At 59.4% G+C, this 13520-nt stretch carries 11 protein-coding genes; 3 read left to right on the top strand and 8 right to left on the bottom strand.

The window, feature by feature from the left end:
• Nucleotides 1-25 precede the first annotated feature (25 nt).
• From CYAGR_RS18625 to rppA, 4 genes are all read right to left on the bottom strand, one after another.
• Nucleotides 26-1222: a hypothetical protein gene (locus CYAGR_RS18625; RefSeq protein WP_015110862.1), complete on the bottom strand. Its 1197-nt coding sequence runs from the start codon at nucleotides 1220-1222 to the stop codon at nucleotides 26-28.
• A gap of 626 nt (nucleotides 1223-1848) precedes the next feature.
• Entirely contained in the window at nucleotides 1849-2130 is a 282-nt protein-coding gene (locus tag CYAGR_RS19325; RefSeq protein ID WP_245552553.1) for a thermonuclease family protein, read from the bottom strand.
• Nucleotides 2131-2733: 603 nt separating this feature from the next.
• Nucleotides 2734-4089, bottom strand: a complete 1356-nt coding sequence (rppB, locus tag CYAGR_RS15855; RefSeq protein WP_172637186.1) for a two-component system sensor histidine kinase RppB — start codon at nucleotides 4087-4089, stop codon at nucleotides 2734-2736.
• Between the two features lie 71 nt (nucleotides 4090-4160).
• Nucleotides 4161-4871, bottom strand: a complete 711-nt coding sequence (gene rppA, locus CYAGR_RS15860; RefSeq protein ID WP_015110864.1) for a two-component system response regulator RppA — start codon at nucleotides 4869-4871, stop codon at nucleotides 4161-4163.
• 120 nt (nucleotides 4872-4991) lie between these two features.
• On the opposite strand from rppA, the gene CYAGR_RS15865 reads away from it, so the two are divergent.
• The 3 genes from CYAGR_RS15865 to CYAGR_RS15875 all read left to right on the top strand — a co-directional run bounded on the left by CYAGR_RS15865 (nucleotide 4992) and on the right by CYAGR_RS15875 (nucleotide 9862).
• Nucleotides 4992-5576, top strand: coding sequence for an efflux RND transporter periplasmic adaptor subunit (locus CYAGR_RS15865; RefSeq protein ID WP_015110865.1), 585 nt, complete (start codon nucleotides 4992-4994; stop codon nucleotides 5574-5576).
• Nucleotides 5577-5619: 43 nt separating this feature from the next.
• Complete coding sequence (locus tag CYAGR_RS15870; RefSeq protein WP_015110866.1) at nucleotides 5620-8739, top strand: efflux RND transporter permease subunit; 3120 nt, start codon at nucleotides 5620-5622, stop codon at nucleotides 8737-8739.
• A gap of 103 nt (nucleotides 8740-8842) precedes the next feature.
• Nucleotides 8843-9862: a DMT family transporter gene (locus CYAGR_RS15875; RefSeq protein ID WP_245552554.1), complete on the top strand. Its 1020-nt coding sequence runs from the start codon at nucleotides 8843-8845 to the stop codon at nucleotides 9860-9862.
• A 417-nt stretch (nucleotides 9863-10279) separates the two neighbouring features.
• Here the strand turns inward: CYAGR_RS15875 and CYAGR_RS18630 are convergent, their stop codons facing one another.
• The 4 genes from CYAGR_RS18630 to CYAGR_RS15880 form a co-directional block, all read right to left on the bottom strand.
• Complete coding sequence (locus CYAGR_RS18630) at nucleotides 10280-10885, bottom strand: type II toxin-antitoxin system VapC family toxin (RefSeq protein WP_015110868.1); 606 nt, start codon at nucleotides 10883-10885, stop codon at nucleotides 10280-10282.
• Complete coding sequence (locus tag CYAGR_RS18635; protein ID WP_015110869.1) at nucleotides 10878-11699, bottom strand: hypothetical protein; 822 nt, start codon at nucleotides 11697-11699, stop codon at nucleotides 10878-10880. Before CYAGR_RS18635 ends, CYAGR_RS18630 begins: the two co-directional genes overlap by 8 nt.
• A 1-nt stretch (nucleotide 11700) precedes the next feature.
• On the bottom strand, nucleotides 11701-12612 hold the full coding sequence (locus CYAGR_RS17465; RefSeq protein ID WP_015110870.1) for an IS1595 family transposase: 912 nt from the start codon (nucleotides 12610-12612) through the stop codon (nucleotides 11701-11703).
• Between the two features lie 283 nt (nucleotides 12613-12895).
• Nucleotides 12896-13516, bottom strand: coding sequence for a class I SAM-dependent methyltransferase (locus CYAGR_RS15880; protein ID WP_015110871.1), 621 nt, complete (start codon nucleotides 13514-13516; stop codon nucleotides 12896-12898).
• Between the last annotated feature and the right edge of the window lie 4 nt (nucleotides 13517-13520).

Below are 13520 nucleotides of genomic sequence, written 5' to 3' on the forward strand. Positions count from 1 at the left end.
CTTGATGCTAGGCGTCTCCGGCGGATTAGAAGAGAAGCGTTTCGGGATTGGTCTCAAGTGTACGCACGAAAGCTTCAGCGCTTCCTTGAAGCAGCGATGGTGGATTCGTAGAGGGTGAGAACTCTATACGGCCTCGTAGCTGGGGGGAGAAGCAGCTTTCGTACCGATGCTTCATCTGATCACAACTTTCAGACTTCGTATGCAGTACTGGATCGAACACGACTAGCTTGTTCAGATTAAGATTGGGGCCTAATGCAGCTTTGAGGAAGTACTGCATGTAGATATCTGTTTGCGGAAGGCTGTAGCCGACAACAACGACATTTTTGGCAGCGCGAAGACGCGAGAGGGCTGCCGACCACATTGACGAAGCGGCATCGGTTGACAATTTGTTGAACACTGGAGGGAGGATGAACGGCTCGGCTAGTGCCGCTGCCATGTTCCAGTGCATTGCGAGTGTGGTCTTCCGCTTTGTTGGAAATGGAAAGTTCAGGGATCCATGTAACTTGATCAGATCAATGACGCTGAAAGTCCCTTCAGAGTCATATGGAATCTCCTCAAGTACAGTTCCTAAAGTTGATGTTGGAGGTTGTGCCGACCACATGTCGTACTTAACGTACTTCACGCAGTAACGTTGCGGCTTGATGGGCTCATAGTGATAGTTCACAGCGATTTTCTCGAAAGGTAGGTGAACCTTGGACCCATACTCTGTCCCAACGAGCACTTGAAGCAGTGAACGTTCAAGCACGAGATCGTAATTAAATGTCAGTATGGTAGGCAAACGATGCCCCTTGTCAACTGCGGAAAACAATGACTTCCAGAAGGCACGGTATAGCTCTGGCCCTTCCTTTACTACCCTGCCGCTGCGTGGGTCCAGTCCCGGATGCTTTACACCACAACAGATCTCAATAGTCCTGGCTATTGCATTGGTCATTGAAGTGAACTTCTGTGTGTCCTTCCTGTGGCCGGCTAGAACGTTGAAAGAAAGAATTGAAAGAATATCTTCAATATTCCTGTCATCGAACTGTGCCCTCCCATGATATGAATCCAGCTCAGCACGGATCACCATCGCATCCTTCAACGCTTGGTGATCCTCTGGGTCTAAAGGCTTGTCGGACTTGCCGCGTACAGCTAACTCCCACATTTTTTCTACAAAACCGCCAAGTAGTGGGATGCCGGCATTCCATGAGAAACCAGCGCCGAGAATGAAGACGGTATCTGACATGGTGCTCGCTGAGGTTTGCAATGCCTAACGCTTTATTAGGCAGTTCCGGGAACCACAACCCTTCTTCAGCTCCATTCCGTGAACCACAGTGGATTTAACCAAGACCATGGGGCGAAATCCCTTTCCTCCTTGCCGATCTTATCTGAAAAGCCAAGATATTGGCCCCTTATCTCGGGCCCGTGACCCACATGTAGCTATCGCTACATCACTTCTGCTGGACTTCAGGCTCCGGGCGGCCATTGGTTCAGCACATGGGTGTCAATCATGGTGGTGGTCATCTCCTGATGTTCCAGGAGCTCCTGGGCATGAATCTTGAACTTGCTGAGCGGGAAAAAGCCGGGGAGAAGGTGGTGGGGCTGTGGGCGCCCTTGGGTGAGCTCCCTGCAAGCTATTCAGTTACCTCAGACTGCCCCCCGTGAGAAGCGCTGTATCCGGCTGTTGCGTTCATCTCAGCGCATCGCAGGCTTCTCCGTCACTGTCGCCGTCGAGGTAGATGTGCCCATCCAGCAGCAGCTCCTGGGCCCGCTTCTAGGATCCAACCTCCCGGCATCTCCAGAGCCTTCCAGGGTGGAGGTGGCCGGCATGTGGTCGTTGATGATGGTCAGCGTGACAGGGCGCTGCTTGGGCTAGTGCGGGGCGGCTCTGTTGGTGGCTCTCCACTCCCAAGGGTGCTCGATCCCGTCGTCGAACCTCCACACCCCAACGTGGTATCGCTTGGCCAGCTTCTCCCGATTCATATAGGCCCACTCCTCACACTGGTTCATGTACTGGCGATACGCGAAGGCATGGCCCTGCTGTACCAGGGAGAGGCCGGCATTGGTACCGTCCTGGGCGAACACCTCCGCAACCGTCCGGCCATTGCGGTCCTTGGTCTGGGCCTTCAGCGTCACCGTGGAGTCGACCGGCACTAGATCCTGGAGCGCTTGCCTGGCTCGCTGTCAGTAGGGAGCCTGAGCCATATTCGGGGCGTCGATGCAGGCCAGCCTGTTCGTGACCTTTCTCCCGTCGTCATTGACCCGCACGGTGTCTCCATCACCCACTGAAATCACCGTGGTGGTCTTCCCTGGCTGAGGAGCCAGAGTCACCCCGAGGACCACTGAGGCAATCAGAGCATGGAGTCGCATCTGTGGGGCAGAGGGTTTTCCATTCTCATTGCCACTGTCCGTGACTGGGAACCCTGTAGGTATTCACTCCACCACGTTGCCCCGCTACCTCTGGTACTTCGACCCCGCCGGCTGGCCGCGCTGGCCGCAGGGGGGGCTTTCACCGCTGGTTAATCATGGAGCTCGGCCCAGCCACCCCCTCCCACACCCCCTACTCAGCCACGTCAGCTCAACCCACACCCCCCGAGCACGAACCTTTGGGCCCTTGAACTCCACCATCACTGCATGCCCCTGCGGCCTATCAACGGCAAGCCCCCCAGAGCATTCCATCTCCGAGACCCGGCTCACCCAGAGCAAGAGCGCACTACTTGTAACAGGCATTCCCCAGGTGTTTCGTTGAGAAAATCTCTAGGTATTGCCAGCAACACGCAAGTCCTCGAGGATTCGACCACCAACCATCGGCAGTTTCACGGTGAAGACACTCCCGAATCCGTGATTGGAAGCCACGGAAATCTGGCCGCGATGGCGGTGGACGATCGCGGCCACTATGGAGAGCCCAAGACCGGTGCCGCCCTGGCGACGGGAACGCCCTGGATCACTGCGGTAGAAACGATCAAAAATCCGCTGCTGATCGGACGGTGCGATGCCAATACCAGTGTCCTGCACCTGCAGCACCACCTGGCTTCTCTCGCGCCCCAAGCGAAGCACCACCTCCCCTCCTCTTGGTGTGTATTGAATCGCATTCAGCAGCAGGTTGGACACGAGCCGATACAACTCAGATTCCACGCCCATGATTTCGGCCTCTTCCTCGACATCCAACAGTTTCAGTGTCAGCCCGGCCTCCGCCGCCGCCTCGCTGGTCTCCTCCAGCAGATCGCGCGCGATCTGAGTCAAAGAGCAGGGCTGCACTGCCGCTGCGGACTGGGGACCATCGAGGCGGGCCAACAGCAGCAGGTCACTGATCAAGCGGCTCAGCCGTTGTCCCTGCCGGTGGACCGCGGCAAGCATCTGGTCCCTGGCGACGGCGTCATCAGGCGGCTGCCTCCTGTGGGCTTCCACCACTCCCAGAAGGTTGGCCAGAGGGGCGCGCAGTTCGTGGGCCGCATCGGCAGTGAACTGCTCCTGCTGCCGGTACGCCACCAGCAGTGGCCGCATCGCCAGACCTGACAACCACCAACTGGCCAGTCCCGCGACCAGCAGGGCAAGCACAACAATCGTCTGAATCGCCCACCAGAGGCGTTGTCGTTCCGCGTCCAGTCCGCGCAAGCTGCGCCCGATCTGCAGATAGCCCCAATCCAGCTCCCTCGCCTTCGCACCTGAATGCACTGGTGTATGAGATCGGTGCAGGTGGATCGAATACTGCATAGAGCGCTCGCCTCCTGGTCCCACCACCACCGACCAGGCGGGGCCGAGGTGTTCGGCCTGGGCTCGTGGCGACTGGCTTGGCGATCCCGGGGAATGGGCGATCAGTACGCCACGAGGATCCAGAAGGCGCAGGTAGAACCGCTCCGGGTCGGTGACGCTCACGGCATGACGCGAGATCAGCGAGGGGGGCGACGGGCAAGGATCTCCTGCCAGGCAAAGACCGGGAAGAACCGCGGCCAGCTGGGCAGAGGGCCTGGCTTCCGCCGGCAACAACGGCTTGAGGCTGTCATGCAAGGTGCCGGCCAAGGTTTCCACCTCGCGCTCTAGGGCCGACCAGTTGGAGCGCATCAACAGGCCAAACATCCCAAGGCCAGCGCCATAGAGGATCACCCCGATCACCGCCAGGTAGACAGCCGCCAGTCGCAGGCGGCTGCGGGAAATGGGACCAGGCCTGGCCATAGCAGTTGTTCCTATGGCTCTGCCGCAGTCTCCGGATCAAAGCGATAGCCCTTTGAGGGCACGGTCTCGATCGGAGAAGCCAGCCCGTGGCTGGCGATCTTGCGCCTCAGCAGACGCACCTGGGCCGCGACCACATTGCTGATCGGGTCCTCATCCAGCGACCAGAGCTGGGTTCGCAGCCGCGATCCCGGAATGATCTCCTTCGGATGCTCCATGAAGTAGGCCATCAGTTGAAGTTCCTTCGCGGACAGGCTGATCCTGGTGGTTGCCTTTGACTGCTGAACGGTGAGGCAGCCTTCGGCGGGATCCAGCTCAAAGGAACCGACCCTCAGGAGCGGCTCGCGGTAGCTGGGCTGGCGGCGCTGCAGCGCCCGGATCCTGGCCAGCAGTTCCTCCATCGCGAAGGGCTTGCTCAGGTAGTCGTCGGCGCCGGCATCAAGGCCCTGCACCCGGTGGCTGGTATCAGCCAGGGCCGTGAGCATCAGCACCGGCAGGGTGAGGCCAGCCCCCCGCAGCCGCCGGCAGAGCTCCACCCCGGACAGACCCGGCAGCATCCAATCCACGATCGCCAGGTTGTAGGTGGCCAGATCGCTTCGGAGCAGGCTCCATCCCCCCAGGCCCTCGGCCACATGATCCACCACATGCTGATCCGCCCGGAGCACGGCCTGGATCGCACTCGCCAGCTCGGCTTCGTCCTCCACCAGCAGGATGCGCAGTGGCATAGGCCCGGGATTGGGGGCGAACTCGGCTGATCCTAGGCAGCGCAGGCGGTTTCACCTGTTTTTCATCCCCATTGCGGCATCCTCTGCGGGTCCTTGTCCTGCCCATGAGGCAGCAGCAGCATGCGCGCTTTTCTTCTGGCCGGCAGCCTCAGCCTCGGAACCCTGGCCCTCGGCGGCCTCAATCCATCGATGGCCCACGTGGGCCACGGTGATGAGTTTCAGCAGCAGGGTGACGTGCGCCAGGTGAAGGCCAGCGCGGAGATCGATTCCCTGCTGGGCATCACCACCGCCCCCGCCGCCGAAGCCGGTGGTGTGGTCACCATTCCGGTGGCGGCGGTGGTGGATGCGGATGGCAAGCCCCTGGCGTTCGTCAAAAGCGGCGCCACCTACGACCCGGTCTTCCTCCAGACCGGCACCAGCCAGGGCGATCAGATCGAAATCACCGACGGCAGCATCTCGCCCGGAGACAACGTGGTGACCCAGGGAGCTCTTTCGCTCTACGCCGAATCGAAGAAGAGCCAGAGCGCCGCCGCACCCACCGGGGAAGGATCCACACCGACAACTTCGGCAACCCCAGCGGACTCCGCCTCAGCCACCGCCTCGACAGCCCCAGAAGGTCTCAACCCACTGGTGATCGGTGCCGGCGCTGCGGTGCTGGTGGTGGGCGGTGTGGTCGTGGCCTCACGCCTGGGAAAGAAGAACTGATTCCCCGAGCCCGTCGTTTTCTCCGCCCACTTCATCCCATCCCATGCTCAATCCCCTGCTCAACCAGACGCTGCGGACCTCGATCGCCAAGCGCTGGCTGGTTGTTGTTGCCGCCATCCTGATCACCCTCTGGGGCCTGTCCATCCTCAGCCGGATGCCCCTCGATGTTTTTCCCCAGTTCGCCCCACCCCAGGTGGATGTGCAGACCACCGCCGATGGCCTGGCACCCGAAGAGGTGGAGCGACGCATCACCGTGCCGATCGAATCGGCTGTGAACGGACTACCAGGAGTGGAAACGGTGCGCTCCTCCTCGAAGGTGGGGCTTTCGATGGTGCAGGTGGTCTTTGATCAGAACGCCGACATCAACCGGGCCCGTCAATCGGTGGCGGAGCGCCTGCAGCAGATCGAGGCGGAGTTGCCCGCCAATGCCAGCGCCCCAGCGATCTCGCCGCTGGTCTCGCCCCTCGGGACGATCCTGCAGTACGCCTTCACCTTGAAGGGTGGCGGCCCCACCACGCCGATGGAGCTTCGGCGGATCGTGGCCACCACCTTCAGCCATCAGATCCTGGCGGTGCCAGGGGTTTCCCAGGTGACGCTCTATGGCGGCGAGGAGGGCCAGCAGCAGATCCTGATCGATCCCCAACAGCTTCTGGCCCGCAACGTGTCGTTGCAGGCCGTGGCCGAAGCAGCGGCGGCTGCCAGCGTCAACGCCCCGGGTGGTTTTCTGATCGCGGGCGGGCAGGAGAAGCTGATCCGCGCCAGCGGCCAGGCCGGCAGCAGCGAGGATCTCGCCGATTCCGTGGTGACAGACAGCAAAGGGCAACCGCTGCGGATCGGTGATGTCGCTGAGGTGCGACTGCACAGTGCCCTCAAGCGCGGTGACGGCAGCTTCAACGGCAAGCCGGCGGTGGTGCTGATGATCAACAAACAGCCCGACATCGACACTCCCCAGGTCACCCGAGCGGTGGAGGAGCGCATCGCCGCCCTCAGCAGGACCCTGCCGGGCGACATTCAGGTGAAGCGCACCTTCCGCCAGGCCAGTTTCATTGACACAGCGATCAGAAACGTCAGCAGTTCCCTGATCGAAGGCATCGCGATCGTCTCGGTGGTGATGCTGCTGTTCCTGATGAATTGGCGCACCGCCGTCATCACCCTCAGTGCCATCCCCCTGTCGCTGTTGATCGGCCTGATGCTGATGCGTGCCTTCGGGCTGGAGATCAACACCATGACGCTGGGTGGCCTGGTGGTGGCGATCGGTTCGGTGGTCGACGATTCCATCGTCGATATGGAGAACTGCTACAGCGGCCTGCGGCGTAATCAGGTGGCCGCCAAGCCCAAGAATCCCCTGCAGGTGGTGTTCGACACCTCCGTGGAGGTGCGCCAGCCGGTGATCCTCTCCACCGTGATCATCGTCGTGGTGTTCGCGCCGATCTTCAGCCTCACGGGGGTGGAGGGGCGGATCTTCGCCCCGATGGGCCTGGCCTACCTGCTGTCGATCGCGGCCTCCACCCTTGTGGCGCTCACCCTCTCCCCAGCCCTCTGCGCGATTTTGCTGGCCAACACCCGGCTTCCTGCGGAGAACACCTGGATCGCCACATGGGCGGAGCGGGCCTACCGGCCGATGCTGGAGGTCTCGCTGAACGCCCCCAAGCGGGTGCTGGCCGCCGCACTGGCGTGCGTGGTGGTGGCCGGCGCCATCCTGCCGAGCCTGGGGCGGGTGTTCCTGCCGGAGTTCCGCGAGAAATCGCTGGTCAATTCCATGGTGCTTTACCCCGGGGTGTCCCTGGAGATGACCAACCGCGCCGGCATGGCCCTCTCCAAGAGCCTGATGGCCAACCCCCTGTTTGAGTGGGTGCAGGTACGCGCCGGGCGGGCTCCCGGGGATGCCGATGGAGCAGGGGTGAACCTGGCCCACGTGGATGTGGAGTTGAGTGATCAGGCGATGCAGGATCGGCCTGCCGCCATCGCCCAGCTACGAGAAGCCTTCCTGAAGCTGCCCGGGGTGGCCCCGAACATCGGCGGCTTCATCTCCCACCGCATGGATGAGGTGCTTTCAGGGGTGCGCAGTGCGATCGCCATCAAGATCTACGGGCCTGATCTGGGCGAACTGCGCCGGATCGGCGAGCTGGTTCGTGACGCCATCGAGCCGATCCAGGGGGTGGTGGATCTGCAGCTCGAACCCCAGCTGCCGATCCAGCAGGTTCAGATCGATTTCGATCGCCCGGCGGCCACCGCCAATGGCCTGAGCATGCAACAGCTCGCCGAAGCGGTGGAGATTGCCCTCAACGGCAAGACCGTGGGCCAGGTGGTGCACAACAGCACCGATCGCACCGATGTGGTGGTGATGCTGCCGGAGGAATCCCGCAACAGTCTTGATGCCCTGCGGGCCATCCCGATCGCCACCCCCGCCGGCACCATGCTGCCGCTGGGAACCCTTGCCCGCATCGACTACGGCCTGGGCGCCAACGTGGTCAACCGGGAGGATGTTTCCCGCTTGATTGTGGTGTCCGCCAATGTCAGCGGCCGGCCGCTGGGAACCGTCGTCGGCGACATCAAGAAGATGATCGACGCCAAGGTCAAACTCCCCAGCGGCTACCTGATCCGCTACGGGGGGCAGTTCGAATCCGAGGAACGCGCCACCGCCAACCTGGTGCTCTACAGCCTCCTGGCCTTTGTGGTGATCGGGGTGCTGATGTTCGCCTCGGTGAAATCACTCCCGGCCACGATCGCCATCCTGATCAACCTCCCCCTGGCTCTGGTGGGAGGCCTGGTCGCCATCGTGCTCAGCGGTGGTGTGCTCTCGGTGGCCTCCCTGATCGGCTTCATCACCCTGTTCGGGGTGGCGGTGCGCAATGGCCTGCTGCTGGTGGACAACTACAACCGCAGGCATGCCGAGGGGATGGAGCTCCGGGAGGTGATCCGTGCCGGCAGTCTCGATCGGCTCAACGCGATCCTGATGACGGCACTGACCTCGGCTCTGGGCATGTTGCCGTTGGCCCTTGCTTTCGGGGCAGGCAACGAGATCCTCCAACCCCTGGCGATTGTGGTGCTGGGTGGGCTGATCACTTCAACGGCCCTAACCCTGCTGGTGCTCCCGGCCCTGTATGCCCGCTTCGGAGGCTGGTTGCTGCCCCGCCTTCGGACGCCTGTGCGCGAGGCTTGAGGGCATGGGCAGAGGGCATTCCACGACGGGCAGGCGTAACCCCCAGCGCTGGGGCCTGATCGCCGGTCTGCTGGCCGCGGTCTTCTTCGGCCTCAGCGCGCCCTTGATCAGCCTCGTCAGCCAAGAAGGTTCGCCGCTGATGATCGCGGCGCTGCTCTACGCCGGAGCTGCCTTCGCGCTGCTGATGGTGCGGGGGATCATTGGCCATCAGCAGGAGGAGTCACCGGTTCAGCGCCGTGACCTTCCACCGCTCCTGGGGCTCACCGTTCTGGGTGGGATGGTCGGTCCCATTTGCCTGGTACAGGGGCTCACCCTGCTCTCGGCGGGCTCAGCCTCGCTGCTGCTGAACCTGGAAGCGGTGTTCACGTTGCTGATCGCGGTGCTGATCGGCCGTGAACACCTCAGCCGCAAGGGGCTGCTCGCGGCCGTGCTGATCCTTGCCGGTGCCGTTCTGCTCACGGAAGGCTCCTTGAGCGGGGCCAGCCTGCTGGGCACGCTGTTGATCGGTGGCGCCTGCCTGGCCTGGGGAATCGACAACAACCTCAGCCAACGACTCAGTTTGCGCAATCCAATTCAGATCGCGCTGCTGAAGGCGATCGGGGCCTCGGTTCCGATGCTGATCCTGGCTCTCGGTGCCGGCCAGACTCTTCCAACCTGGCCCGTTCTGCTGGCGTTGCTGTCGATTGGCGCCGTTGGGTATGGCCTCTCGATCTGGCTGGATTTGCTCGCTCTTCGCCACTTGGGTGCGGCGCGCGAATCCGTGGTGTTTTCAACGGCGCCGTTCGTGGGCGTTCTGTTCTCCGTAGTGGTGCTGCGGGAAGCCTTCACCGGCGGTATGGCCATGGCCTCAGCCCTGATGCTGCTCGGCGTTGCCGTTCTGCTCAAGGAAGACCATGCCCACTGGCATCGCCATGACGCGTTCCACCATGCGCATCGTCACAGGCACGATCCGACCGGCGGCGACCCCCACCACAACCACGACCACCCCGGGGATGAGCAGCTCTCAAGCGACCCCCCGCAGGCCTATTGGCATGCCCATGAGCATCAGCACGCACCGATTGAGCACGAGCACGCCCACGTCAGTGATGTTCATCACCGCCATGGTCATCGTCAGGGACTTTGAGGGTTTTTGTTACGCCTGAAACTACCAGCATCGTGGCCTGGCCAATGTCAACTGGTGGGCACTATCGTGCGACATGATCGGACGCCATCGGATGCAAGGAAATCAGCGGACTCAAGAGGGAATCTGTAAAACTCATTACCGGGAAGCCTCAGGTTCTATGTCGGCAATACTCAGAAGCTGGGCTCGGTCTTAGGGCTAAAGATAAGGGCATTATGTACTTGACAAACACAGCTAATAAAAGGCAGACCACGTCAGCCTTACTGGGTATCTTCTTTGCTTAAATCAGTTTCGTTTGGCTTTTGAGCTTGCGCGTCACGATCCCCAAATTTCGAGAGCACTGCTCTAAACTCTTCCTCGGTTATGTCAATGTCCAAGGACTTGGCTGCGTCCTTAAAACGAGACAATTGCTGTGGGTTCTTACTGGGGTGATCGTAAGTCAAGTTCTATCTGAGGTGTTGGATGGCTTGGCTCGCATCTGTTCAGGGCAATTGCCCTGTATGCGTAGTGAGTTCGATCATAACCGATTTCGTCAAATCCCTCGCACCATTCTTCATAACCTATGAGTGGGATTGCTCTCCCGCCCTCTTCATCGCGCTTGCCCCCTTTATCGTAAGTATGGAAATATGTTAAATCCTGATTATAGTATTCCACCAATACAAGTGCCGACGCCAGCATAACCGCGTCAGCCGTGCTCAACCTTCTATCCTCTGAGCGTCCTTTCTTATATGGCAGGTCCCTAAGCCTTCCGGCAATTCTCATGATGTTAGGGTCTGGATCGATAAGCCTTATACATCCACTGAAGTCGTCCATAAACGCTTCGACATCTCCATGGTACGGACGGGCGTCTCCTGCAGTAAAACTTGGAAGGATCTCAGCAAATACCAAAGAAGATGCAAATATCACAACCCTCCTTTCCTGCGCGTCTTTGAGATAACGCTCTATGCTTACAACATCGTAGAAGCTGCGCTGGTCTTTTAGAAAGGCTATAAATACACAAGAATCCCAGAACAGATATTCAGTCATTCAGATCCCAGCTATCTGGCCGCTCCTTGTTGAGCGTGCCTCGCCACCTAATTAGATCCCCTGTCATAGGCGCTTCGCGTAAGCCAATTAACTCAAATCTGGCCGGGACAGGACTATCTTTTGTGTAAATGCAAATCCCGCGTGTGCGGACTTTCGTATTAAAGTATTTCAGTACCTCTTCTTGCTGTTCTTTCTTTATCTCGCAGTCAATTTCCTTGCCACTGTGATCCAGAGTCAGTTTACCTTTTAAAAGATTGCCTCGTCCGTCTACGACTACAAGGCTTCCGGTAAGCTCGGCAAATGCCGCTCCAGAAAAGAACTTATCCACACTGCTGGAGTGATTGTCGTTAAGCTGACGCAATAGCCTTTCTGCCTGACTACCTAAAAAAGTGTCAATGCGAATGATCCTGTCTACAGAGTAAGCCCCCTCAGCATGAGAAAATTTGACCTCTGCGTCATCAGACAGTTTTTTTATCTGGTTTACAAGAGTGGCGGGTAGCTGCGCAATTCCTCTGTCGCCCTTCCTAATCCGCTCCATTGTTTCACCAAGAGCAGTTGTAGAAGACTTAGGGGTTGGGTCGCCTCTCCCTGCCCTCTTGAGCAGCCTTTCCCTAAAAGCCACTACAGCGGTCTTGCCATCATCCTTGGCGGAATACATGTATTCATAATTCTTTTTCCCATTTACATAATGGTCAGACTGTTCTAGTGCACTATGCAGAGCGGGCAGCTTTTTACACATAACATCAGCTCGCACATTCATGTTGTCACCTTCGAGGCCCCAAATGCTTAGGGTGAAGGTACCTTCGCGTTGCATTTCAAGACTTGCTCCTGTCAACTGATTTATATGTTAGGCGCTTGCCAGCCATGCCGCGTAACGCTGTTTGGGTCCTGTCTTGTTCTGTTATGCCAAACTTAGCGCGTTGATTGTATCTAAAGTCAAATTCTGCAACATACCGATGCAAATGCTTCTCGGCGCAGTGCTGATAGACGCCTTTCATGCCCCGCTTGAACACACTGTAGAAGCCTTCGACGGTGTTGGTGTGCACCTTGCCACGGCCCCACTCGAACTGACTGTGACTAACGTAACCATGGCTGGCAAAGTGCTTGCCATGGCCCTTGTACTGTCCGGCTTCGTCGGTCATGACCTCAGTGCTCGGGTGCACGTTCGCTTGGATGATGGGTAGCAGGTCCGCCGCCTTGGTCCCCTCAACGTGGAAGGAGCGAGCGGACCCACCGCGCTGAACAAGGGTTAGCACTGCATTCTTGTGAGAGTATCCACGCTTTGGCTTATGCCCTGGCTTGCGACCAATAAAAGTTTCGTCTATTTCCACAACAGCCCCATTTCCGCCAATGGGAGGCAGGGCACCACCTTTCATTGCTTCCCGAATGCGGTGGGTCATGAACCACGCTGTTTTGTACTGAACTCCAAGTACTCGCATGAGTTGATGGCTGCTGATTCCCTTCTTGCTGCAGCACATTAAATAGATTGCTTGAACCCAGAGATTTAGGGGGACATGGCTGCTTTCAAGCAGCGTACCCACCTTCACCGTGAACTGACGCTTGCAAGGCCCACAGCGCCGAAGGCCCTTCCTTCCACCCTTAACGGACGTAATTCGTTCCTTGCCATTGCAGCGAGGGCAGACAGGGCCATCTGGCCATAGAATGCGCTCAAGCTCTGCAAAGGCAGCCGCTTCGTCGTGGAAATAAGGGGCGGAAAGAAAGGACATGGTTTTTCTCCTACCTGCAAAGCTAGGCGTTTAAGGCGTGTTTGTCAAGTACATAATGCCCAAAGATAAACACCAGTGTGAGAAACGAAGCGGATGCGGTCTTAGCACTATTGGCGATGTGGAGGACTGCGAGCGATACCTGTGGCGATGCAACACAATCGAACCAGCCCCTGGAGTGGACAGGCCGGCGGCCAGCAGGCCCCACCCACCAGCCGCGGCGCTGTTCTCGCGTCTGGGAGGTCATCAGGATCACCACCGCAACCGGACGGGCTCCATTACGAAACTATGGGGAAGTCCGCTGGAACCGACAGGACAGAAAGTGTTGCTCCGCGCCGCCTGGTGTGCGATGGCTGAACTGCACATGGCCGAGCAACAAAAATGCAGTCCCCAAGGTTTCCTGCAGCCTCTCAGGGCTGTACCGCACCACAGGCAAGCCACTGCATGTGGTGGGGCCATCTTGTGCAAAGGTTGCCAGGAGAAGAGTGCCACCAGGCTTGAGCGCCTGCAGCACGGCCCGTACATAGGCCTGCTGATCGGCGGGGCTGGTGAGGAAATGAAACACCGCCCGGTCATGCCAGACGTCATAGGCATGGGCGGGCAGGGTGGCCGTAAGGATGTCGGCCTCCAGCCACTGCACCACAGCCGCATGAGCGCCAAGTCGCTCTCGGCTCACCGCTAGTGCCGTACCTGAAAGGTCCAGAACCGTGATCCGTAGATAGCCAAGGTTCAGGAGGTCATCCACGAGCATGGAGGCACCACCGCCCACATCGATGATCGCCGCATCCAGTGACAGGCCGGCTGCCTGAAGCAGCCGGAGTGAGTCATCGGCATGGGCTTGATACCAGCTCAACGACTCAGGGGCCTTGGTGGCGTAGATCGTCTCCCAGTGGTTTTTGCTCGTCATGGGT

It is taken from the genome of Cyanobium gracile PCC 6307, assembly GCF_000316515.1.
Taxonomy (GTDB): domain Bacteria; phylum Cyanobacteriota; class Cyanobacteriia; order PCC-6307; family Cyanobiaceae; genus Cyanobium; species Cyanobium gracile.

What these genes read in the sequence shown, in the direction of transcription:
- CYAGR_RS18635 (WP_015110869.1), bottom strand. Translation starts at nt 11,699, where the DNA reads ATGCAACGCGAAGGTACCTTCACCCTAAGCATTTGGGGCCTCGAAGGT.
- CYAGR_RS17465 (WP_015110870.1), bottom strand. Translation starts at nt 12,612, where the DNA reads ATGTCCTTTCTTTCCGCCCCTTATTTCCACGACGAAGCGGCTGCCTTT.
- CYAGR_RS15870 (WP_015110866.1), top strand. Translation starts at nt 5,620, where the DNA reads ATGCTCAATCCCCTGCTCAACCAGACGCTGCGGACCTCGATCGCCAAG.
- CYAGR_RS15880 (WP_015110871.1), bottom strand. Translation starts at nt 13,516, where the DNA reads ATGACGAGCAAAAACCACTGGGAGACGATCTACGCCACCAAGGCCCCT.
- CYAGR_RS18625 (WP_015110862.1), bottom strand. Translation starts at nt 1,222, where the DNA reads ATGTCAGATACCGTCTTCATTCTCGGCGCTGGTTTCTCATGGAATGCC.
- CYAGR_RS15865 (WP_015110865.1), top strand. Translation starts at nt 4,992, where the DNA reads ATGCGCGCTTTTCTTCTGGCCGGCAGCCTCAGCCTCGGAACCCTGGCC.
- CYAGR_RS18630 (WP_015110868.1), bottom strand. Translation starts at nt 10,885, where the DNA reads ATGACTGAATATCTGTTCTGGGATTCTTGTGTATTTATAGCCTTTCTA.
- rppA (WP_015110864.1), bottom strand. Translation starts at nt 4,871, where the DNA reads ATGCCACTGCGCATCCTGCTGGTGGAGGACGAAGCCGAGCTGGCGAGT.